21 protein-coding genes and 1 pseudogene are annotated in these 22,121 nt (G+C 72.3%); 15 read left to right on the top strand and 7 right to left on the bottom strand.

Features of this window, described 5'->3' with window-relative positions; genetic code table 11:
• The first annotated feature begins 38 nt into the window (after positions 1-38).
• The 4 genes and pseudogenes from ABZS97_RS17530 to ABZS97_RS17515 form a co-directional block, all read left to right on the top strand.
• Positions 39-437 (top strand): 6-carboxytetrahydropterin synthase, encoded by a 399-nt coding sequence (locus tag ABZS97_RS17530; protein ID WP_356138651.1) that lies wholly within the window; start codon positions 39-41, stop codon positions 435-437.
• A gap of 5 nt (positions 438-442) precedes the next feature.
• Positions 443-1,633 carry a glycosyltransferase family 4 protein gene (locus ABZS97_RS17525; RefSeq protein ID WP_356138702.1) on the top strand — a complete coding sequence of 397 codons (1,191 nt, stop codon included), beginning with the start codon at positions 443-445 and terminating at the stop codon, positions 1,631-1,633.
• Complete coding sequence (locus ABZS97_RS17520; protein WP_356138649.1) at positions 1,630-2,544, top strand: class I SAM-dependent methyltransferase; 915 nt, start codon at positions 1,630-1,632, stop codon at positions 2,542-2,544. The genes ABZS97_RS17525 and ABZS97_RS17520 overlap by 4 nt, the downstream gene beginning before the upstream one ends.
• 134 nt (positions 2,545-2,678) lie before the next feature.
• Positions 2,679-3,587: pseudogene (locus ABZS97_RS17515) on the top strand (lysylphosphatidylglycerol synthase transmembrane domain-containing protein); the annotation flags it as partial.
• A 203-nt stretch (positions 3,588-3,790) separates the two neighbouring features.
• Here the strand turns inward: ABZS97_RS17515 and ABZS97_RS17510 are convergent.
• The gene (locus ABZS97_RS17510; protein WP_356138647.1) at positions 3,791-4,582 is read right to left on the bottom strand and encodes a creatininase family protein; all 792 of its coding nucleotides are present in this window, start codon (positions 4,580-4,582) and stop codon (positions 3,791-3,793) included.
• A gap of 38 nt (positions 4,583-4,620) precedes the next feature.
• Between ABZS97_RS17510 and ribA the strand changes: the two genes are divergently transcribed.
• Genes ribA through ABZS97_RS17485 form a run of 5 tightly spaced genes read left to right on the top strand, consistent with a single transcriptional unit; the run spans position 4,621 to position 9,738 of the window.
• Complete coding sequence (gene ribA / locus ABZS97_RS17505) at positions 4,621-5,382, top strand: GTP cyclohydrolase II (RefSeq protein WP_356138645.1); 762 nt, start codon at positions 4,621-4,623, stop codon at positions 5,380-5,382.
• A gap of 4 nt (positions 5,383-5,386) precedes the next feature.
• The gene (locus ABZS97_RS17500; protein ID WP_356138643.1) at positions 5,387-6,376 is read left to right on the top strand and encodes an ornithine cyclodeaminase family protein; all 990 of its coding nucleotides are present in this window, start codon (positions 5,387-5,389) and stop codon (positions 6,374-6,376) included.
• A complete protein-coding gene (locus ABZS97_RS17495; RefSeq protein WP_356138641.1) occupies positions 6,373-7,518 on the top strand; it encodes an FAD-binding oxidoreductase in 1,146 nt (381 codons plus the stop codon). Before ABZS97_RS17500 ends, ABZS97_RS17495 begins: the two co-directional genes overlap by 4 nt.
• Entirely contained in the window at positions 7,515-8,570 is a 1,056-nt protein-coding gene (locus ABZS97_RS17490) for a saccharopine dehydrogenase (RefSeq protein ID WP_356138639.1), read from the top strand. Before ABZS97_RS17495 ends, ABZS97_RS17490 begins: the two co-directional genes overlap by 4 nt.
• On the top strand, positions 8,563-9,738 hold the full coding sequence (locus ABZS97_RS17485; protein ID WP_356138637.1) for a saccharopine dehydrogenase family protein: 1,176 nt from the start codon (positions 8,563-8,565) through the stop codon (positions 9,736-9,738). The genes ABZS97_RS17490 and ABZS97_RS17485 overlap by 8 nt, the downstream gene beginning before the upstream one ends.
• Here ABZS97_RS17485 and ABZS97_RS17480 read toward each other — a convergent pair.
• Positions 9,716-11,029 (bottom strand): MFS transporter, encoded by a 1,314-nt coding sequence (locus tag ABZS97_RS17480; protein ID WP_356138635.1) that lies wholly within the window; start codon positions 11,027-11,029, stop codon positions 9,716-9,718. The two genes, ABZS97_RS17485 and ABZS97_RS17480, sit on opposite strands and share 23 nt — an antisense overlap.
• A gap of 78 nt (positions 11,030-11,107) precedes the next feature.
• On the opposite strand from ABZS97_RS17480, the gene ABZS97_RS17475 reads away from it, so the two are divergent.
• Positions 11,108-12,004 (top strand): ArsR family transcriptional regulator, encoded by an 897-nt coding sequence (locus tag ABZS97_RS17475; protein ID WP_356138633.1) that lies wholly within the window; start codon positions 11,108-11,110, stop codon positions 12,002-12,004.
• 19 nt (positions 12,005-12,023) lie between these two features.
• Here the strand turns inward: ABZS97_RS17475 and ABZS97_RS17470 are convergent, their stop codons facing one another.
• The 3 genes from ABZS97_RS17470 to ABZS97_RS17460 form a co-directional block, all read right to left on the bottom strand.
• Positions 12,024-13,250: a serine hydrolase domain-containing protein gene (locus ABZS97_RS17470; protein WP_356138631.1), complete on the bottom strand. Its 1,227-nt coding sequence runs from the start codon at positions 13,248-13,250 to the stop codon at positions 12,024-12,026.
• An 84-nt stretch (positions 13,251-13,334) separates the two neighbouring features.
• The gene (locus ABZS97_RS17465; protein WP_356138699.1) at positions 13,335-14,684 is read right to left on the bottom strand and encodes an MFS transporter; all 1,350 of its coding nucleotides are present in this window, start codon (positions 14,682-14,684) and stop codon (positions 13,335-13,337) included.
• A 50-nt stretch (positions 14,685-14,734) separates the two neighbouring features.
• Positions 14,735-15,313: a TetR/AcrR family transcriptional regulator gene (locus ABZS97_RS17460; protein WP_356138628.1), complete on the bottom strand. Its 579-nt coding sequence runs from the start codon at positions 15,311-15,313 to the stop codon at positions 14,735-14,737.
• A gap of 82 nt (positions 15,314-15,395) precedes the next feature.
• Between ABZS97_RS17460 and ABZS97_RS17455 the strand changes: the two genes are divergently transcribed.
• The 4 genes from ABZS97_RS17455 (at position 15,396) to ABZS97_RS17440 (ending at position 18,636) form a co-directional block, all read left to right on the top strand.
• Positions 15,396-15,833 carry a PPOX class F420-dependent oxidoreductase gene (locus ABZS97_RS17455; RefSeq protein WP_356138624.1) on the top strand — a complete coding sequence of 146 codons (438 nt, stop codon included), beginning with the start codon at positions 15,396-15,398 and terminating at the stop codon, positions 15,831-15,833.
• 282 nt (positions 15,834-16,115) lie between these two features.
• Entirely contained in the window at positions 16,116-17,126 is a 1,011-nt protein-coding gene (locus ABZS97_RS17450; protein WP_356138621.1) for an NADP-dependent oxidoreductase, read from the top strand.
• Between the two features lie 24 nt (positions 17,127-17,150).
• Positions 17,151-18,203 (top strand): alcohol dehydrogenase catalytic domain-containing protein, encoded by a 1,053-nt coding sequence (locus ABZS97_RS17445; protein ID WP_356138616.1) that lies wholly within the window; start codon positions 17,151-17,153, stop codon positions 18,201-18,203.
• Positions 18,204-18,294: 91 nt separating this feature from the next.
• The gene (locus tag ABZS97_RS17440) at positions 18,295-18,636 is read left to right on the top strand and encodes a VOC family protein (RefSeq protein WP_356138613.1); all 342 of its coding nucleotides are present in this window, start codon (positions 18,295-18,297) and stop codon (positions 18,634-18,636) included.
• A 76-nt stretch (positions 18,637-18,712) separates the two neighbouring features.
• Here the strand turns inward: ABZS97_RS17440 and ABZS97_RS17435 are convergent, their stop codons facing one another.
• Together ABZS97_RS17435 and ABZS97_RS17430 are read right to left on the bottom strand one after the other, a co-directional pair.
• Positions 18,713-20,065 carry an MFS transporter gene (locus tag ABZS97_RS17435; RefSeq protein ID WP_356138611.1) on the bottom strand — a complete coding sequence of 451 codons (1,353 nt, stop codon included), beginning with the start codon at positions 20,063-20,065 and terminating at the stop codon, positions 18,713-18,715.
• Between the two features lie 267 nt (positions 20,066-20,332).
• A complete protein-coding gene (locus ABZS97_RS17430; RefSeq protein ID WP_356138609.1) occupies positions 20,333-20,998 on the bottom strand; it encodes a TetR family transcriptional regulator in 666 nt (221 codons plus the stop codon).
• 183 nt (positions 20,999-21,181) lie between these two features.
• Here ABZS97_RS17430 and ABZS97_RS17425 point away from each other — a divergent pair, with 183 nt between their 5' ends.
• Positions 21,182-22,054: a shikimate dehydrogenase gene (locus ABZS97_RS17425; RefSeq protein WP_356138607.1), complete on the top strand. Its 873-nt coding sequence runs from the start codon at positions 21,182-21,184 to the stop codon at positions 22,052-22,054.
• Positions 22,055-22,121: the final 67 nt, after the last annotated feature.

Raw genomic sequence — 22,121 nt, 5'->3', positions numbered from 1 at the left:
GCAGGGGATCTGACGTACCGCACCTGGAGGGTCGTCCGTTGTTCAGCATCACTGTCCGCGATCACCTGATGATCGCCCACAGCTTCCGCGGAGAGGTCTTCGGGCCCGCGCAACGCCTGCACGGGGCCACGTTTCTCGTGGACGCCACCTTCCGGCGCGCCGAGCTGGACGACGACAACATCGTCGTCGACATCGGACTGGCCACGCAGGAACTCGGCGCCGTGGTGAGCGACCTGAACTACCGCAACCTCGACGACGAGCCGGTCTTCAAGGGCACGAACACCTCCACGGAGTTCCTGGCCAAGGTCATCGCCGACCGGCTCGCCGACCGCGTCCACGAAGGCAGGCTCGGCGAGGGCGCCCGCGGGCTCACGGGCATCACGGTCACCCTGCACGAGTCGCACATCGCCTGGGCGAGTTACGAGCGTGCGCTGTGACCGACATGACGCACCTGACCCGTAGGGGCGTCGAGCAGCCGTCCCTGTCGTACGTGCCCATTCAGCACGCCGCCCTCAAGAACGCGGACATCATCCCCATGTCCCTGCGCACCGTCCACTTCGTGATGCCCGCCGGCGTCGACGACCTCGCCGCCCCGAGCGGCGGCAACGCCTACGACCGGCGGCTCTGCCTGGACCTGCCCGGCTTCGGCTGGCAGGTCCGCAGGCTCCCCGTCGCGGGCGAATGGCCCCGGCCCGGCGCCGCCGCCCGTACGGAACTCGCCCGTACGCTGCGGGATCTGCCCGACGGCACGGTCGTCCTGCTGGACGGGCTCGTCGCCTGCGGCGTCCCCGAGGTCATCGTCCCCGAGGCCGAACGGCTCAGCCTGGCCGTGCTGGTGCACCTCCCGCTCGGCGACGAGAGAGGGCTCGCGCCCGCCGTCGCGGCCGAGTTGGACGCCCTGGAACGCACGACCCTGCGCGCAGTGCCGGCGGTCGTCGCCACCAGCGACTGGGCGGTCCGCAGACTCGTGGCGCACCACGGGCTCGCTCCGGAGCGGGTCCATGTCGCCGCCCCCGGCGCCGACATCGCGCCGCTCGCTCCCGGCACCGACGGTGTCTCGCGGCTGTTGTGCGTGGCCGCGGTGACCCCGCGCAAGGGGCAGCACCGGCTGGTCGAGGCCCTGGCCGCCGTCACCGACCTGCCCTGGAGCTGCGTCTGCGTCGGCGCACTGACCCAGGATCCGGCGTACGTCGCCGAACTGCGGGCCCTGATCGAGAAGTTCGGCCTCGGCGACCGGCTGCACCTCGTCGGAGCGCAGGCCGGTGCCGCACTCGACGCGAGCTACGCCGCGGCCGACCTGATGGTCCTCACCTCGTACGCCGAGACATACGGCATGGCGGTGACCGAGGCCCTCGCGCGCGGCATCCCCGTCCTCGCCACCGACGTCGGCGGTCTGCCCGAAGCGGTCGGGCGCGCTCCCGACGGCGGGGTGCCCGGCATCCTCGTGCCGCCGGAGGACCCGGCCGCGCTTGCCGCGGAACTGCGCGGCTGGTTCGGTGAGGCCGACGTACGGCGCCGCCTGAAGGCCGCCGCGCGTGGCCGCCGGGCCGCCCTCGACGGCTGGGCGACCACGGCCCGCAGCCTGGCCGGCGTGCTGGCCCGGCTGTCCCAGAAGCCCCGGAGGGCGGCATGACCACGAGGACGACCGCACAAGGTGCCCTGGACGACACGTCCTCGGCCGCGAACCCGCAGCCCGGCCCGGACGAGTCCGACGTGCCCCGCTTCGCACCCCAGTGGCTCGAACTGCGCGAGGGCGCCGACGCCTCGGCGCGGGCGTCCGCGCTGCTCGACCCGCTCCGGATCCGGCTGGCGAACCGGCCGGGGCGGCCCACCGAGTCGGTGATCCACGACCTCGGCTGTGGAACCGGGTCGATGGGGCGCTGGCTCGCCGCCCGGCTCGACGGAGCGCAGCACTGGATTCTGCACGACCGCGACCCCTACCTGCTCCACTTCGCCAGCGCCGGGGCGCCCCGGGTGGCCGCCGACGGCAGCCGGGTGACGGTCACGACGCACCGTGGCGACATAGGGCGGCTCACCGCGGACGTCCTGGACGGGGCCGCGCTCGTGACCGCGTCCGCCTTGCTGGACGTGCTCACCGCCGAGGAGATCGAGCAGCTCGCGGCCGCCTGCGCGGGCGCCGGCTGCCCGGCCCTGCTGACCCTCTCGGTGGTGGGCCGGGTCGAGCTCAGCCCGGCCCATCCGCTGGACGCCGAGATCGGCGAGGCGTTCAACACCCACCAGCGGCGCGGTGAACTGCTCGGCCCCGACGCGATCACGGAGGCCTGCGCGGCCTTCGCCCGGCACGGGGCGACGGTCCAGGTGCATCCGAGTCCCTGGCGGCTGGGCCCCGACGACGCCGACCTCACGGCGGAGTGGCTGCGCGGCTGGGTCGGCGCGGCCGTCGAGCAGCGGCCGGAGCTGTCGGCCCGGGCCGACGCCTATCTACGGGACCGGCTGGCGGCGGCCGCCGCGGGCACACTGCGCGTGGTGGTGCACCACAGCGACGTACTGGCACTGCCGCGGCCGAAGGGCGGTGCCAGGTGAGCGCGCCGGCGGGCGGCGCCGCCCTGAGCGTCTCCGCGGCCGATGCCGGTGTGCATGTGCGGCCGCCGGCCGCCGCCCCGCGCGAGAAGGCCGCGAAGGCACGGGCGCCCCGCTCCCGCGTCGGCGCGAGCGCCCTGCGCACCCACCTCGGCACGGCCGCCGGCGCCCTCATCCTCGGCGTACTGCTGTGGCGGCTCGGCACCGGCGTCTTCCTGGACGGGCTGCGGCGCATCGACGGGCCGACGCTGCTGGCCGCCCTCGGGCTGGGCCTGCTCACCACCGCCCTGAGCGCCTGGCGCTGGCGCGTGGTGGCCCGCGCACTGGGCCTGCGGCTGCCGCTCGGCGCGGCCGTCGCCGACTACTACCGGGCGCTCTTCCTCAACGCGGCACTGCCCGGCGGCGTCCTCGGCGATGTGCACCGGGCGGTACGGCACGGACAGAGCGCCGGCGACATCGGACGCGGCGTCCGGGCGGTGGTCCTGGAACGGACCGCCGGACAGGTGGTGCTGGTCGCAGTTGGCGTAACGGTCCTGCTGACGCAGCCGTCCCCGGTCCTCTCCGAGACCCGCCGCCTGTCCGGACTGCTCGCCCTCGCCGTGCTCGGCGGACTCGCGGTCGTGGCCGCCGTCCGGATGGGCCGGGCACGCGGCACCTCCCGGCGGGGCCGGGCCGTGCGCGCAGCGCTCACCGAAGCACGGCAGGCGCTGCTCTCCCGGGCCGGCTGGCCCGCCGTGCTCCTCTCGTCCACCCTGGTGCTGGCCGGACACCTCGCGATGTTCCTGCTCGCCGCCCGCGTCGCCGAATCCACCGCGTCGGCCCTGCAGTTGCTGCCTCTCGCCCTGCTCGCCCTGCTGGCGATGGGGCTGCCGCTGAACATCGGCGGCTGGGGCCCCCGGGAAGGCGTCACCGCTTGGGCCTTCGGCGCGGCGGGCCTCGGCGCGACCACGGGCCTGACGGTGGCCGTCGTCTACGGGGTGCTCAGTTTCGTGGCGAGCCTGCCGGGCGTCTTCGTGCTTGTCGCACGCTGGTACGCGGGGGTTCGCAACCCGCGCCCCGCCGTGGAGGAGAGCAAGGAGACGGACGCGTCGGACGACGTACACCCGCACGCTGCCCGTGAACCGCACGAGTCGCGCGAGCCGGCGGGCGCTGCGCACGCCCACCGGGCCGGCACCCCCGGCCCCACCCGCACCCACACGCCCCCCGCTCCCTACCCCCGTTCACCCCCGGCGGGGCGCACCTCTCGTCGTCACTCGGCGCGGCGGCGCGGGGGCTCCCCGGGCAGTTCCGTGTCCGAGGTGACCAAAGAGAAGTACGCGCCGAAGGATTCGGTCAGTCCCGCCAGCAGTTCCTTGCCCTTGGTGGCGGAGGCGAGTGACGGGCGGCCGATGACTCCCGATTCCGTATAGGCCGACATGCCGAGCGTGAGCAGATGCCTGCGGTCGTCCGCGATGAAATCGGAGGTCTCGTATCCGGGCCGGACGAATTCCGGATGGGCGTGCAACAGAATGGAGGTCTCGATTTCTCCCGCGTGCATATCACTGAGCAACGAGGTCTGTACACCGGCCCGTTCACGCGCGGCCTCCCAGTCCTCCGGAGCCGGGAAAAGCGCCATACGCGTCCCGGTGCCGAAGGATTCCTGAACGACATTGCCGAGTACGTAGTTCCCGCCGTGGCCGTTGACCAGAACGAGGGTGTCGACGCCGGAGCGGCGGAGCGACTCGGCGACGTCCCGTACCACCGCATGGAGGGTGACGGAGGAGATGCTGACCGTACCGGGCCAGGCGGCGTGCTCGTGCGAGCAGGCGAGCGTCACCGGCGGAAGGAGATGCACCGGATACGCGGCGGCGACCTCCCGCGCGATGGCGCAGGCGACAAGCGTGTCGGTCGCGAGCGGCAGATACGGACCGTGCTGTTCGAAGCTGCCCACGGGAAGCACGGCGACCTCGCGGGCGACACCTGACGCCCGCTCTCGTACGTCCTGTGTGGTGTCCGTCGGCAACAGACCGGATACCGTCGGGTGCGTTCCCGAACTACTCATGTTTTCACGGCCTTTCGACTCTGCTTAGGAACCAGATCATGACAGAAAACTATGGCGTACTCGGCGGGACTGCCCAGCTCTCAGGTGTCGAACGCGTCGTGATTGCCCCTTTGCCCACCGTGTACGGCGATTTCCAGGCCGTCGGCTACCTCGACCACGATCGCGGGGAGGAGCAGGTCGCACTGGTCCACGGCGAGGTCGGTGATCAAGTCCCCGACGGGGGCGGCGAAGAGGGCGTCCTCACCCGGCTGCATTCGGAATGCCTGACGGGAGACGCCTTCGGGTCCACACACTGCGAATGCGGACCCCAACTCTCCACCGCCCTGCGGGAGATCGCGGCCGAAGGGCGCGGAATTCTTGTCTATCTCCGCGGCCACGAGGGCCGCGGCATCGGTCTGCTGGCCAAGCTGCGCGCGATGAAGCTCCAGGCGGAGGGCCTCGACACCGTGGAGGCGAACCTCGCCCAAGGACTCCCGGTGGACGCCCGCGACTACCGGGTGGCGGCGGAGATCCTGCACGACCTCGGCGTACGTTCGGTGCGGCTGCTCTCGAACAACCCGCGCAAGCGCGAGGCACTGCAGCAGGGCGGCATCAAGGTCGCCGAACAGGTGCCGCTGCTGATACCGCCGTGCGAGGAGAACCTCACGTACCTGCTGACCAAGCGGGAGCGTCTCGACCACTACCTCCCGCACCTGGACGCCGCCCTGCTCAACAGCCCCCGGCCGACGGTGACCCGTCTGGACGGCGGCCACCTGGACGGAGGCGATCTTTTGCGGATCGTCGAAGACGGCTATCACTGAGTGCATGAGCGAAGAAGACGACCCCGGTCCGCTGTACCTCTCCCGCGGCCGGGTCCGGGAGCTGCTGACCACCGACGAGGCGATCGCCTCGCAGCGCGCCGCGTTCACCGCGCTCGGTGACGGCACCGCGGAGCTGCCCGGGAAGATCATGCATCCCAGTCGTTTCGACGACAGCGTCTTCTTCTCCTACGTCTCGCGGCTCTCCGCGGACACCGGTGCCGTCGCCAAGTTCGGCAGCGTCAACCCGGGCAACGCGGCGGCGGGCCTGCCGACCGTCCACGCGGTGATCACCGCGCTCGACCCGGTCACCGGGCAGCTCGCCGCCGTCATGGACGGTACGGCGGTCACGACGCTGCGCACCGCCGCGGCGAGCGCCGTCGCCTTCGACGCGCTGGCCACCGCCGACAGTGCGGAACTGGGGCTCCTCGGTTCCGGCACGCAGGCGCTGGCGCACGCCCGGGCCGTGGCCCGCGTACGGGAGCTGCGGTCCGTGCGGGTCTGGAGTCCGCACGCCGGGCGCCGTGCCCTCGCGGCCCAGCAGCTCGCGGCCGAACTCGGTGTCGCCACCAAGGCCGTCGACTCCGCCGAGGAAGCGGTGGCCGGGCTGCCGATGGTCGCGGCGTGCACGCTCAGCAGCACTCCGGTCGTACGGGGCGAGTGGCTGGCGCCCGGCTGCACGGTCGTCAGCGTCGGCTCCTTCGAACCCACCCGCAGCGAGGTCGACGCCGAGGTCGTACGGCGGGCCGCGGCCGTCGTCGTCGACGATCCGGCGACCGCGGCGGAGCACGCCGGGCCCGTGGTCGAGGCGTTGCGGGCCGGACGGCTCAGCCCTGAGCAGCTGATCCCGCTCGGCGAGGTGCTCACCGGGCGGCGCAGCGCGCGCACGCACCCCGAGGACATCGTCTTCTACAACAGCGTCGGGCTGGGCGTCCAGGACGCCGCCGCGGCCTGGGCCGTGATCGACGCCGCCCGGCGAGGGGAGGCCCGCCGTTGATCACCCGGGCCGGCGTCGTCGTCATCGGCGGCGGCGTCATGGGCACGAGCATCGCCTACCACCTGGCCCGCGCGGGCGTGCCCGACGTGGTGCTCGTCGAGCGCGACGAACTCGCCGCCGGGTCGACCTCCCGGGCCGCGGGCGGTGTCCGGGCGCAGTTCTCCGACGAGCTCAACATCCAGCTCGGCGCCCGCAGCCTGGAGGCGTTCGCCCGTTTCGGTGACGAGCCGGGCCACGACATCGGACTGCACCGGGTCGGCTATCTGTTCCTGCTCTCCACCGCGCAGGAGGTCGCCGCGTTCGAGGCGGGCGTACGGCTGCAGAACGCGCTCGGCGTGCCCAGCCGGATCATCGACCCGGCCGAGGCGCACCGTCTGTCACCGCTGATCAGCACCGACGGGCTGCTGGCCGCGGCCTTCTCCCCGGACGACGGGTACTGCACGCCCGAGTCGGTCGTGCACGGCTACGCGGCCGGGGCCCGGCGGCACGGCGCGACCGTGCTGCGGCACTGCGAGGTCACCGGCATCGAGCGCGACGGCGACGACATCACGGCCGTGGTCACACGCCAGGGCCGGATCGCCACCGACACCGTCGTGTGTGCGGCGGGCGCCTGGTCGCGGGCCGTCGGCGCCATGGCGGGGGTGGACCTCCCGGTGTCCCCGCTGCGCCGCCAGATCGCGGTCACCGAACCCGTCCCGGGACTGCCGCCGGACCTCCCCATGACCATCGACTTCACCAGCAGCCTGTACTTCCACACGGAGGGCCCCGGGCTCCTTCTCGGCATGTCGGACCCCGACGAGAGCCCCGGTTTCTCCACCGAGACGCACGACCGCTGGATACCGCGGCTGTGCGAGGCGATGCAGCGGCGCGCCCCGGCCCTGCTCGACCTGCGCCGGACGGGCGGCTGGGCGGGCCTGTACGAGATCACGCCGGACCACAACGCACTGATCGGCGAGGCCGGTTCGTGCTCCCGCTTCCTGTACGCCACCGGGTTCTCAGGTCATGGATTCCTGCAGGGACCCGCCGTGGGCGAGGTCGTCCGCGACCTCTACCTGGGCAACGAGCCCTTCGTCGACATCAGCCCCCTGAGCGCCGAGCGCTTCGCCGCCGACGCCCTGCGCCCGGAGGTCAACACCGTATGAGCGAACTCCACTTGTGGCTGCGCCACGAGACCCGCACGACCGAGCGGCGCACGCCGATCGTGCCGTCCGACGCCCGGCGGCTAGTCGAGAGCGGGGTGGCGCTCACGGTCGAGCGGTCGCCGCAGCGGGTGTTCCCGATCGAGGCGTACGAGGAGGCCGGGTGCCGTGTCGCCGGGACGGGCTCGTGGGTCTCGGCGCCGCCGGACGCGGTCGTCGTAGGTCTCAAGGAACTCCCGGACGAGCCGGGCGAGTTGCGGCACCGGCACATCTTCTTCGGGCACGCCTACAAGGGGCAGCCAGGCGCCGCGGCGCTGCTGCGCAGGTTCCTCGCCGGGGGCGGCGCCCTGCTGGACCTGGAGTACCTGGTGGACGAAGACGGGCGCCGGCTCGCCGCCTTCGGCTACTGGGCCGGGTACCTGGGCGCGGCCCTGGCCGTGCTGCAGCACCGGGGCGCGCTGCGGGCTCCGCTGCGGCCGACGTCGAAGCGGGAGCTGGACGCGGAACTCGCCGGTGGGGGAGCGGAGTTGAAGGCCCTGGTCGTCGGCGCACTGGGGCGCAGCGGCCGGGGTGCGCGGGACGCCCTGGCTGTCGCCGGGACCGAGCCCACGTGCTGGGATCTCGCCGAGACCCGCGACCTGGACCGAAAGGCCCTGCTGGAGCACGAGTTGATGGTCAACACGGTGCTCACCACCCGGCCCATCCCGCCGTTCCTCACGGACAAGGACCTCGACGAGCCCGGTCGGCGGCTGCGCACGCTGTGCGACGTGACCTGCGACGTCGGGTCGCCGTGGAACGTGCTGCCGATCTACGACGCGACGACGCGGTGGGAGCAACCGGCCCGCCGACTGCGCGAGGACCCCGTCCTCGACCTCATCGCCATCGACAACCTGCCCTCGCTCCTTCCCCGGGAGGCGAGTACCGACTTCTCGGCGGCTCTGGTGGCGCTGTTGCCGGACTTCGGGGCGGGCGGTGCGTGGGGCCGCTGTCTGGAACGGTTCCGTGAGGCGAGCCGTGAACTCGGCTCCGAGGAAGGGGAGTTGCGTGATGTCTGAGACCACCGTTCCCACTGCTTTTGCGGTTCCCGCGAGCGGGACCGTCCACTGGGTCGGTGCGGGGCTGTCCACGGGCAGCGGGCTCGCCGCGCTGTGCGACGCCGCCGACCGCGTACGGCTGTGGCATCGCACCGAGGAACGCGCCGGACAGAGCCTGGCGGCGCTGGGCCTGACCGGTCGCGCAGAGCCCCGCGCGTTCACCCTCGCGACCCTCACCGCCGAACTCGCCCCCGGCGACGTCGTCGTGTCGATGCTCCCGGCGCCCGAGCACGCCCCGCTGCTCGCCGCCTGCATCGGGCGCGGCGCCCACTTCGCCTGCTCCAGTTATGTGTCGGACGCGGTCCTGGACCAGGTGCCCGCGGCGGCTGCGGCCGGGGTGGTGGTGCTGACCGAGGCCGGGCTCGACCCGGGCATCGACCACCTCTTCGCGCTGGACCTGATCGCCCGCGCACGCGACGCGATCGGCGACGGGTCGGCGGCTTCGTACAGCCTCACCTCTTACTGCGGCGGCATCCCCGCGGTGCCGAACGAGTTCAGGTACCGCTTCAGCTGGGCGCCCGCCGGAGTCCTGGGCGCCCTGCGCTCGCCCGCCCGCTACATCGAGGACGGCGCGGAGACCATCGCGGCCCGCCCCTGGGAGGCCACCCGGCCCCAGGTGATCGACGGCGAGACCTTCGAGGTCTATCCCAACCGCGACAGCGTGCCCTTCGTCGACCAGTACGGCCTTGCGTCCACATGGAAACCGCGGACGTTCGTGCGCGGCACCCTCCGTCTCGACGGCTGGCTCCGCGCCTGGTCCGCCGTCTTCGAGGAGCTGAAGGCCGGCGACGACCGGCGTATCGGCGCCCTGGCAGGGGAGTTGGCGGCGCGGTACCCCACGACCGACGCCGACCGCGACCGCGTCGTCCTCGCCGTCTCCCTCGACGTGCACGGCGGTTCGGGCGAGACCTGGGCGGGCCGCTACCTCCTGGACCTCGAAGGAACCGCCGACGAGAGCGCCATGGCCCGCTGCGTCTCACGCACGCTCGCCCTCGGCGTACGCCATGTCCTGGACGGTTCGCTGCCGCCGGGCCTCAGCCGTGCCGCAGAGACGGCGCAGCGCGCGAGGGAGTGGCTGGCCGAACTCGGGCGGGACGGCGTCGACTTCACGCTGCGGGTGGAGCCGTAGCCGCGCTCACCTGCTCGGCAGGCTCCGCGCCTCCCGGTTCTCCCGCGCCGGGCGGCGCACCCGGAAGGCGCCGCATGGTGCGCAGAGGGGAGAAGAACACCGGGAGTACGGCGAGCAGTTCGCCGAGGACGCCGACCCACATGGCCTGGCGGACGCCGACGGTCCCGCCGAGCGTGCTGCCGAGGAGCGCGCCGATCGGCATGGAGCCCCACACCACGAACCGGTTCGTGGCCGTCATCCGGCCCAGCAGCGGCTTCGGGCACAGCTGCTGCCGCACGGACACCGAGTTGATCTTGAAGGTCATGAAGCAGACCCAGCCCAGGCCCTGGAGGGCGACGGCCACCGCGAACCGCCCGTCCGCCTGGTACATCGGCAGCGCCAGCATCCACAGGACGCCGCTGGTGACCACCGAGGCGCACATTGCGGGACCCTGGCCGATCCGGTCGGCGATCCGCACCGTGAGCAGGCTGCCGAGCAGTCCGCCCGCCGCCTCCGCGGTGAAGACCAGCCCGCAGAGGAAGGGCGAGAGCCCGAGCTGACCGTTGAGCAGCACCAGCAGCATGGAGGCGCCGATCGTCCCGCACATGTTGGAGATCGCGCCGGTGAGCGTGAGTGCACGCAGCAGCGGGTTGCCGAAGACGAAGCGCAGCCCTTCGCCGATCTCGGCCCGCAGACTCGCGTCCGGACGGGCCGGGGGCTTGGCCTCCGTCCGGCGGATGCGGGACAGGAGGAGCGCCGAGCCCACGAAGCCGACGGCGTCGACGACCACCGCGACGGGCGCCGACAGGGCCCCCACCAGCGCTCCGCCCGCACCCGGCCCGCCCACCTGCGCGATGCTGCGGGTGGCTTCCAGCTTGACGTTCGCCTCCACCAGCTCGGCGTCGTCCACGAGTTGGGGCAGGTAGCTCTGATGGGCCACGTCGAAGAAGACCGTGCACACGGACACGCCGAAGGCCACGCCGTACAACTGAGGGAGCGTCAGTGCGTCGAGCCCGTACGCCACCGGGACCGATCCGAGGAGCGCGGTGCGGCACAGCGAACCCGTGATCATCACAGGGCGACGGCGCATCCGGTCCACCCAGGCGCCGGCGGGCAGCCCGATCACCAGGAACGCCAGGTACTCGAAGACGACGAGCAGTCCGGCCTCGAAGGGGGTGGCGTGCAGCGGGCCGATGGCGATGAGCGGGAGTGCCACGAGTGTCACGGCGGCACCGGTCTGGCTCGTCGCGTCGGCCGCCCAGAACCTGCGGAAGTCGGCATGCCGGAACAGGCCGGAAGAGAGGAGGGACATGGCGGGCAGCATCATCACCGGTGGGCCGGGCCGCCATTGATTTAGGCTGGGCGAAATCCTCAGGGGGCGGGGGCCGGTATGGGCGCGGTGCGGTTCGGTGTGCACGACGTGGTGAACATCAGGTTCGCGGTGTCGCCGTTGGGCGAGACCGTGGCCTCCTTCCGGGCCGCTCTCGACCCTGGCCGCCACGCCGTCCACCTGCCCTGGCTCCGGGCGGCCGTACCCTTGCTCGGAGACCGTGAGCTCGCACAACGCACGGCGCCGCTCGCCGACTTGGTGCGCCGCACGCCCGTCGCCGACGCCCTGACCCCGCCGCCGCGCTGCCCGCTGTCCGAGATCGAGGAGGAACTCGCCCTGGCGGCGATCGGAGCCGAGCCGGCCGATGCCGTACGTGCCTGGTGGCGGGCGGCGGTCGAGCCGCACTGGCCGTGCATGCGGGCCCTGTTGGAGGCGGACATCGCACACCGGACACGGCAGCTCGCCGAGGACGGCATCCAGGAGGTGTTCGCCCATCTCCACTCGACGCTGAGCTGGGAGGGCGACCGGCTGGTCTCGCCGTGTCTGCCGTCGCCGAGGCCCGGCCGCGACGACGTCGTGCTCGACCTGGGCGGCGCGGGGATCACGCTGGCGCCGACCGTGTTCGCACCCGAGTGCCGCCTCCTCGCCGCCGGGGGCACGACGCCACCGGCCCTCGTCTACCCCGCGCGGGCCCTCGGCACCCTGTGGGAGCGGCGCGACCGCGCCGGTGACGGGCTCGCCCGGCTGATGGGCCGCAGTCGGGCCATGCTGCTCGCGCACACCAGCTCACCCAGCACCACGACCCAGCTGGCCGCGCGGACGGGGCTGAGCACGGGCGCGGTCTCCCAGCACCTCGCCGTGCTGCGGGACGCCGGGCTGGTGACGAGCCACCGCTACCGGCGCGAGGTGCACTACACGGCGAGCGACCTCGGCACGGCGCTGCTGGGCACCGCCTGAGCGCGGCGGGTGCGGGGGCTCACTCCACGATCGCCTCGTGCACGAGCCGCCTGAGGTCGGGCCCGACCGTGTGCGTTCCCGTCGGCCGTACCTGGGTGAGGAACTGCACGGTCAGGTCATGACGCGGGTCGACCCAGAACGTCGTGGTCGCGACGCCGCTCCAGCTGAACGTGCCCAGACTGGAGGGGGACTGGGTGACGTCGGGGTCGATCACGACGGACACGCCGAGGCCGAAGCCGAGGCCCGCCTTGCCGGGTTCGCGCTGGACCGGGCTGCCGAAGGCGCGGATGTCGGCGCCGCCGGGGAGGTGGTTGGAGGTCATCAGGTCGACGGCGGCGGGGCTCAGCAGCCGGGTTCCGTCGAGTTCGCCGCGGCGGCGCAGCATCTCCATGAAGCGGTGGTAGTCGTGGGCACTGGCCACCATTCCGCCGCTCCCGGACAGGAAACGGGGCCGTCCGCGCAGCGGCAGCCCGGCGATCGGGGCGATCCCGCCCTCCTCGGTCTCGCCGTACAGCTCGGCGAGCCGGCCCGTCTGCTCGGCCGTGACGCAGAACCCGGCGTCGTCCATCCCGAGCGGGCGGAAGATCCGTTCGGCGAGGAACTCGTCGAGATCACGCCCCGAGACCACCTCCACGAGACGGCCGAGGACGTTGGTGGCGACCGAGTAGTTCCACTCGGTGCCCGGCTCGAACTGCAACGGCAGCGACGCGTACACCTCGCAGGTCTCGGCGAGGTTCGCGCCCTCCGGCACCGACGACTCCAGGCCGGCGTCCCGGTAGAGGGCGTCCACCGGGTGGGAGTGGTAGAAGCCGAAGGTCAGGCCCGCCGTATGGGTCAACAGGTGCTGTATCAGAAGGGGTTGGGCGGCCGGCCGGGTCCTCGTGCCCCGGCCCGACCCGCTGACGTAGACCCGCGGGTCGGCGAACGCGGGGAGGAAGCGTGCGACGGGGTCCGTCAGGCGGAAGTGGCCCTCTTCGAGGAGCATCAGCGCGGCGACCGACGTCACCGGCTTGGTCATCGAGTACATCCGCCACAACGTGTCGATCTCGACGGGGAGTCCCGCCTCGCGGTCGCGCCGGCCGTACGTGGTGAGGTGGGCGACGCGGCCGTGACGGGAGAGAGCCACGAGGTAGCCGGGCAGCCGGCCGTCGTCGACCAGATGCGCGAAGTGCGCGTCGAGGCGGGCGAGCGCCTTTGGATCAAGACCTGCCTCGCCCGGCTCGACCTCTTGTCGCAGATGTCCCATGGCTCTCCTCCGGACTGCGGCTCCTGGACAGGACCGTCGCGGCGATCTCGGATCTCGCCGTCCCGGTCGTGACGATCTTGCCCCTCATGCTCTCGTACGCACGCCTGATTCGGCCCCGCTCGGAAGGTGAGGAGCGGGTACGACCTCGGAGCGCCCCGGCAGCCGCCGGGTGAACGCCGCGCCGATCGCGGACACCCCCGCGAGCACCGTCAGCGCGGGGCCCATGGTGACGCTCGTGAACGTCATCAAGGTGGTCGCCACTGCCACGCCCAGCGTCGGTCCGACATTCATCGCGGTCTGCTGGAGCCCACCCGCCACCCCGGCCGATGCCGCCGACGCCTGTCGTACGACGACGGCTGTCGCGGTGACCATGGCGGTGCCGAAACCGGCGCCCAGGAGCAGGAATCCGCCGCCGACCGCCGCGTCCGAGGACGCCCGGTCCAGTCGGGACAGCAGCAGCATGCCGACGACGAGGAGCGACATCGCCGCCCCGGTCGTACGGCGCGGCCCGAAGCGGCGCATCAGCACGGCGGCGAGCGGAGCGGCCGCGACCATCGCGACGGCCAGCGGCAGCGCCCGCAGGCTGCTGCCGAAGGGATCCAGCCCACGGACGTCCTGGAGGTAGTACACGCCGACGAACAGGGCGCCGGACAAGGACGCCGAGGCGGTCACCAGGACGGCGAGCGCCGCGCCGACGGCCCGCGATCCGAGCACGTCGGGCGGCACGAGCGGCTGGGCGGTACGCCGTTCGTGGCGGACGAAGACCGCTCCCGCGGCGGCGAAACCGGCCAGACCCCACGCGGTCGCCGCCGTCCAGCCCGTCCGCGGCGCCTCGACCAGCGTGTGCACCAGGCAGACGAGGGCCAGCGCGAGCAGACAGGCCCCGGGCACATCGAGCCGGCTCCCGGCTCCCGAGGACGTGCCGGGTGGCGGGGTGCGCACGGCGAGCGCCAGGACGCCCATGACGAGCGCGGGCACGACGTTGAGGAAGAACACGGCCCGCCAGCCGAGTTGGGTGACCAGGACCCCGCCGACGACGGGCCCGGTGGCCGCCGCGAGACCGATGGCGCTGGTGCGCAGTGCGATGGGCATGCCCAGCCTGTCGGGCGGGAACGCGGCGCGCAGCATGCCGAGGGTGGCCGGTTGCAGCAGCGCCCCGAACGCACCCTGGGCGACCCGCAGTCCGATCACCCAGCCGATGCCGGGCGCCACCCCGATGCCTGCCGACGTGGCGCCGAAGCCCAGCATGCCCACGGCGAAGAGCTGATGATGACCGTACCGGTCACCGAGTCGGCCCGCGAACACCAACAGGCTTGCCACCGCGATGAGATAGGCGGTGCTCGTCCACTGGACCTGTGCGAACGAGGCGTGCAGATCCCGTTGCAGCGTGGGCTGCGCGACGGTCAGCACGGTCCCGTCCAGTGCGACGACCATGGCGCCGACGACGCTGCTCGCGAGGGTCACGCGGCGATGTGTCCGTGCTTTCACCGTTCCTCCGGTCCGAGGTGCGCGTCCAGCACGGAACGCAGCAGGGGTACGAAGTCGTCGACTCCGGTGGCGAGTTGCAGGCTGCCCCAGCCCCACAGCTGGGCGATCCCGTGCAGGTTCGCCCACAGGGCGCCCGCCACGAGCGGGGCGTCGGCCCGGGGCCGGGCCCGGCCGACCAGGTCCACCAATACCCCGAAGAGCGGCAGACTCGTCTCCCGCAGGCCCAACTGGCCGCTCTCCAGCAGATCATGACGGAACATCAGCTCGTACATTCCGCTCTGGGTGCGTGCGAAGTCCAGGTAGGCCCCGGCCAGCGCGGTGAGCTGGGTGCGGGGGCTTGCCGCGCCGTCGCCGATCGCCTGCGCTGCTCGGGCGCCCAGGTCGGCGAAGCCCCTGCGTGCGATGGCGGACAGCAACTCCAGGTGCGTGGGGAAGTAGCGGCGCGGCGCCCCGTGGGACACCCCGGCCCGCCGGGCGATCTCCCGCAGGGACAGCGCCTGCGCGCCCTCCTGGGCCACCAGGTCCACACCGGCCTCGATCAGACGGGACCGCAGTCCCGCCTCCTCTTCAGTCATAGACACTGTCTACCAGGTGGCAGTAGACACTGTCTACGTGCCGTCTTCGGAATGCCTCGCCACCCCCGCGCGTTGCCATGGCATGGCTGATGACGTGACACAGGACGCACTGCTCAAGCTGCTCTCCGAGTACGGCGGCGGAGTGCTCGTCACCCTCAAGCAGGACGGACGGCCTCAGCTGTCGAATGTCAACCACGCCTACTACCCCGACGAGCGGATCATCCGGGTCTCGCTCACGGACGACCGCGCCAAGACCCGCAATCTGCGCCGGGACACGCGGGCGTCGTACCACGTGACCAGCGAGGACCGGTGGGCCTACACGGTCGTGGAGGGCACCGCCGAGCTCACGCCGGTCGCCGCGGACCCCTACGACGCGACCGTCGAGGAGCTGATCCGGCTCTACCGTGACGCCAAGGGTGAGCACCCCGACTGGGACGACTACCGGGCCGCGATGGTCCGCGACAAGCGCCTCGTGCTGCGCCTCCACGTGGAGCGCGCGTACGGCCTCGCCCGGCGCTGATCGCCCGGATCGGGGAGTGCTCCGCGCACGTCGGCCGCCCCTGACCCGGCCGGTGTGCGCGAAGCGTGGCCCGATGACGTCGTACCACCAACCGGCCGTGAGGTGAATGTCGCGCGCGGCCGAAGAGTCCGACCCTCTTGCCCCGGACAGGGCGGCGCCGTACGCTCACGGCGTCGTACCGACTGGCCGGTATGCCGGATGTCGCGTCGGTACGCGGCGACGGGCAGCCCGCCGGGCGGTCCCGCCGCCCCGATCCACCGCCGACCGCAGGAGCCGCCGGACATGACCACTGCCAACCGCCAGGTGCGCCTGGCCGCACGTCCCGTGGGCGAGCCGTGCCCCACCGACTGGGAGCACGTCGAGGAGCCGGTCGGTGAGCCGGGTGACGGCGAGTTCCTGGTGCGGGTGCGCTACCTGTCGATCGACCCGGCGATGCGCGGCTGGATGAACGCGGGCAGGTCCTACATCCGCCCGGTGGAGATCGGCGAGGTCATGCGGGCCGGCGCCGTGGGCGAGGTGATCGCCTCCCGGCACCCCGGTTTCGAGGTCGGCGACCAGGTGTCGGGCACGTTCGGAGTGCAGGAGTACTGCGTCTCCGACGGGCGCGGAGTCAGCAAGGTCGACCCGGAGACGGCGCCCCTGCCGACGTATCTCGGCACGCTCGGCATGTCGGGAATGACGGCCTACTTCGGGCTGATCGACATCGGGCGACCCGAGCCCGGCCAGACCGTCGTCGTCTCGGGGGCGGCCGGAGCCGTCGGCAGCATCGTCGGCCAGATCGCCAAGATCCTGGGCTGCCGCGTCATCGGCATCGCCGGCGGCGAGCGCAAGTGCCGCATGGTGGTCGAGGAGTTCGGGTTCGACGCCGCGATCGACTACCGGAGCGAGGACATCCGCAAGGCGCTGCGCGAGCACGCCCCCGACGGGGTCGACGTGTACTTCGACAACGTGGGTGGCGACGTCCTGGACGCGGTGCTGGGCCGACTGGCGCGCGGCGCCCGCGTCGTGATCTGCGGGGCCATCTCCCAGTACAACAGCACCGAGCCGAAGGGCCCCGCCAACTACCTGTCGCTGCTGGTCAACCGCGCCACCATGACGGGCATGGTGGTCTTCGACTACGCCGACCGCTACCCCGAGGGCGTCGCGCAGCTGGCCGCGTGGCGGGCGGAGGGCCGGCTGACGTCACTGGAGGACGTGGTGTCCGGTTCGGTGACGGATTTCCCCGACACCCTGATGCGGCTGTTCCGCGGCGAGAACCACGGCAAGCTCGTGCTCCGGATCGCGGACGCGTAGAGCAGCGGGGAGGAGAGAAATCCAGTGAAGGCGCTGACTTACCACGGCCGTCACGACGTCCGCTACGGCGACGTCCCCGACCCGGCCGTCACCCACCCGACGGACGCGGTCATCCAGGTCACCACCGCCGGTATCTGCGGCAGTGACCTGCACATCTACGGTGGCAATCCGTTCAGCCCCGAGGTGGGCTACACCCCGGGGCACGAATGCGTCGGCGTGGTCGTCGAGACCGGCGGCCAGGTCGCCCGCTTCAAGCCCGGCGACCGGGTGCTCGTGCCCGCCTCGGCGGGCTGCACCCTGTGCCGGTCCTGCGCGGCCGGGTACACCGCCCGGTGCGAGCGCGCCAAGTCCAGCACGGACCTCTGCTACGGCGTGAGCCCCGGGCTCCCGGGCAGCCAGGCCCAGGCCCTCGCGGTGCCCTACGCCGACATCAACCTGGTGCACCTGCCCGAGGGCATCTCCGACGAGGCGGCCGTGGTCCTCACGGACAACGCGCCCACGGCCTGGTACGGCTGCCGCCGCGCCCGTATCCAGCCCGGCGAGACCGTCCTGGTCATCGGCCTCGGCCCGGTCGGACTCATGGCCGCCCAGTCCGCGTTCGCGATGGGCGCCGCCCGGGTGCTGGGCACGGACCTGGTCGCGGAGCGCCGGGCCTTCGCCGCGGGTCTGGGCGTCGAGCCGGTCGAGGGCGAGGACGCGCGTACGGCCATCCGCGAGATGACCGGCGGCCGGGGGCCGGACGCCGTGGTCGAGGCCGTGGGGGCGGACGCCACCATCCAACTCGCCCTCAAGTCCGTCCGGCAGGCCGGGCGGGTCAGTGTCATCGGCGTCAGCCAGACGAAGGACTTCCCCTTCCACATGGGACTGGCCCAGATCAAGGAGCTGGAGTTCGCCATCGGGCTGTGCTCGGTCCACTATGAACTCCCCGCCCTGATCGCCCTCGCCCAAGCGGGCCGGATCACCCCGGAGTCCGTGGTCTCGCACCGCTTCGGCCTCTCCGAGGGCCCGGCGGCGTACGAGCTCTTCAACAACCGCGCCGACGGCGTCCGCAAGATCCTTCTCGATCCTGCCCGCTGACCCGTCGTATGGCGGTGTGCCGGGCGTGGGTGCGTGCCACGCGGGGCGGTTGGTGCTTGCCGGCCGCCCCGTCCCGCACTAGCCTCCGCGCGTGATCAATGGCGCACACATCGTGATCTACTCCCGCGACACCGAGGCGGACCGCGCCTTCCTCCGGGACGTTCTGGAGTGGCCGCACGTCGATGCCGGACACGGCTGGCTCATCTTCAAGGCGCCGCCGACGGAGGTCGCCTGCCATCCGACAGAGGGCGAGCCGACGCACGAGCTGATGCTGATGTGCGACGACCTCGACGCGACGACCGCCGAACTCACCGGCAAGGGCGTGGAGTTCACCCGTCCCGTCGAGGAGGCCCGGTGGGGCCGGGTGACCGGCTTCCGGCTGCCGGGCGGCGGCGAGGTCGCGCTGTACGAACCGCGCCATCCTCAGCCGTAGACCAGCAGCACCCGCGGACCAGCAGCAGCCGTAGACCCGTAAACCCAAAGGTCTACGGGTCTACGGACCTACGCGATCAGGCCGTCACCGTCTCCGGCTGCGACGTCTCCGGCACGATCCGCTCGCCGAGCTGCTCCGTCGGCACCTTGTGGGTCTCGCGGGCCGAGAGGACGGCGATGACCGGCGGGACGCACAGGGCCGCGGTGAACAGGGCGACCGCCGACCAGCCGGTGCCGTCCGAGCCGGCGATCTGCGCGGCGAAGGTGACCGCGAACCCGGCGACGGCGAAGCCGATCTGCGTGCCGATCGCCATGCCCGAGAGGCGGACGCGGGTGGAGAACATCTCGCCGTAGAAGGAGGGCCAGACACCGTTCGCCGCGCTGTAGACGATGCCGAAGGCGAGGATGCCGAGCGGGAGGGTCAGCGCGTACGAGCCCGTGGAGACGGCCCACAGGTAGAGGAACATCGCGAGCGCGCTGCCCGCGGCGCCGATCAGGTAGACCGGACGGCGGCCGATGCGGTCCGACAGCGAGGCCCACAGCGGGATCGCGGCGAGCGCGACGAGGTTGGCGAGGGCGCCGACCCACAGCATCTGGCTGCGGGACATGCCGACCGAGTCACTGGTGCCGTACGCCAGCGCCCACACGGTGAAGATCGTGCTGACGGAGGCGATGAGGGCGCCCGCGACGACCCGCAGTACGTCCGCCCAGTGGTCGCGCATCAGGGTGGCGAGCGGCAGCCGGGGCACGCCCTCGGTCGCCGCCTGCTGGGTGAAGGCCGGGGTCTCCTGGAGCGTGCGCCGGATGACGAAGCCGACGACGGTGACCGCGACGCTCGCCCAGAACGGGACGCGCCAGCCCCAGGAGAGCAGCTGGTCGTCGGGCAGCTGGGCGACGGCCAGGAAGACCAGGGTCGCCAGGAGCTGGCCGCCCTGGGTGCCGCTGAGGGTGAAGCTGGTGAAGTAGCCGCGCCGGTTCGGCGGTGCGTGCTCCAGCGTCATCGAGTTGGCGCTGGCCTGTTCGCCCGCGGCCGAGATGCCCTGCAGGACGCGGCAGATGACCAGCAGCACCGGGGCGAGGCCGCCGACCTGCGCGCGGGTCGGCAGACAGCCGATGAGGAAGGTCGACAGGCCCATCAGTATCAGCGTGAAGACCATGATCTTCTTGCGGCCGAGCCGGTCGCCGAAGTGGCCGAGGAAGAGCGCGCCGACCGGGCGGGCGGCGTAGGCGACGCCGAACGTGCCGAGCGAGAGGAGGGTCGCGGTGGCCGGGTCGGACTCGTCGAAGAAGACCTTCGGGAAGATCAGGGCGGCGGCGCTGCCGTAGATGAAGAAGTCGTAGTACTCCAGGGCGCTGCCGATCCAGGCCGCCATCGCGGCCTTCCTTGGCTGGCCGGGTGGCGCGTCGAGCGGGGATGCGGGGACAGACACGGCGGTGCTCCTACGGGGGAACTCCAACATAGGTGGAGTGAGCGGCGGGGGAGAAGTGCCGGATCCCTGGGGGTGACGGGACGGCCGCGCCGGGTGGTGCCCGGCTAATTAACCCACTGGATAGTTAGTAGCGCTGGGTACGGATGTTGCGCCCACGTTTCCCGGGTGTCAAGAGGCCGTGCTGAACGATCTCGACCGTGCCGCGCGCGGCTGCGAGACGGCCGTGCGGCGCCCGCCGAGTCCCCCGGCGCGGTCCGCGGTGTGTGCTCAGTCCGTCGCGCGGTCGGCCGTCAGATAGGCGATGACCATGTCGCCGAGCATGTTCCGGTAGTGCTCGCGCTGGTCGGTGGCCGTCAGGTCGCGGCCGAACAGGGCGCCGAAGGTGTGCCGGTTGGAGACCCGGAAGAAGCAGAAGGCGCTGATCATCGCGTGCAGGTCCACGGCGTCGACGTCGGCCGTGAACAGGCCCGAGGCGCGGCCTGTCTCCAGGATCCGGCGGATCACCTCGATCGCCGGCGAGCCGATCCTGCCGAGCTCCTCCGAGGAGGCGATGTGCTCGGCCCCGTGGATGTTCTCGATGCTCACCAGGCGGATGAAGTCGGGGTGCGCCTCGTGGTGGTCGAAGGTGAGTTCGGCGAGCCGGCGGATGGCCGCCACCGGGTCCAGGTGCTCGACGTCAAGCTCCTGCTCGGCCTCCCGGATCACGGAGTACGCGCGCTCCAGGACGGCCGTGAACAGCTGCTCCTTGCCGCCGAAGTAGTAATAGATCATCCGCTTCGTGGTGCTGGTGAGGGCGGCGATCTCGTCGACGCGGGCCCCGGTGTACCCGGCGCGTGCGAACTCCTTGGTGGCCACGTCGAGGATCTCGGCCTTGGTGCGGACGGCGTCACGGATGCGCCCGCCTGGTCGTGCCGGTTCTTCGACGCTGGTCATCGGGTTCCTTTGAGCGGGAGGGGGCAGTGCCGCGATTGTAGAAGCAGGCCCAGCCGGCGGTTCGCCGGGTCGCGGGGAGGCCGGTGGGGGCTTCCCGCGAGGCCAGAGGTGCTGATATAGCTAACGTACTAGTTCGTACATTAGCCAGCCGCTCAGGCCGCCAGGCCGTTCAGGAGGTCCTCCGTGGCCAAGGACTCGTATCTCGTCGGGCTCATCGGCTCCGGCATCGGACCCTCGCTGAGTCCCGCCCTGCACGAGCGGGAGGCGGACCGGCAGGGCGTGCGCTATGTGTACCGGCTGATCGACATCGACACGCTCGGCGTCGGCCCCGAGGCGGTGGGCGATCTTGTGCGCGCCGCCCGTGACCTGGGGTTCGACGGACTGAACATCACGCATCCCTGCAAGCAGCTGGTCATCGGCCACCTGGACGAGCTCGCCCCGGGGGCCGAGGCGCTCGGTGCGGTCAACACCGTCGTCTTCGAGGGCGGCCGCGCCATCGGTCACAACACGGACGTCACCGGGTTCGCGGCCTCCTTCGCGCGCGGCCTGCCCGACGCCCCGCTGGAGCGGGTCGTGCAGTTGGGCGCGGGCGGTGCGGGCGCGGCCGTCGCCCACGCCACTCTCACCCTCGGCGCCGGGCAGGTCACCGTCGTCGACGCGATGCCCGACCGCGCGGCCGACCTCGCCGCATCCCTGAACCGGCACTTCGGCGAGGGCCGCGCCGCCGCGGCGACACCGGACGCCCTTCCCGCCCTGCTGGCCCGCGCCGACGGCCTTGTGCACGCCACGCCCACGGGAATGGCCGCCCATCCCGGGCTCCCGTTCCCGGCCGAGCTGCTGCACCCCGGCCTGTGGATCGCCGAGGTGGTCTACCGCCCGCTGGAGACCGCACTGCTGAGCACCGCCCGCGCGCTCGGTTGCGCGACCCTCGACGGCGGCGGCATGGCCGTCTTCCAGGCCGCCGACGCGTTCCGGCTCTTCACCGGCCGGGAACCCGACAGCGCGTGGATGCTCAGGGACATCGCCGAGCTGGCCGGTGCCGTAGCGGCCAAGTAGCCCTTGAAGAACTCATCGAAGCAGGCCTCGAAGCAGCCCTTGAGTCAGCTTTCGCAGCAGCCTTCGG

It is taken from the genome of Streptomyces sp. NPDC005485 (assembly GCF_040606085.1).
Classification (GTDB): domain Bacteria; phylum Actinomycetota; class Actinomycetes; order Streptomycetales; family Streptomycetaceae; genus Streptomyces.
Note: the sequence above shows the minus strand (reverse complement) of the source record. Positions and strands in the feature narration are given on the sequence as shown.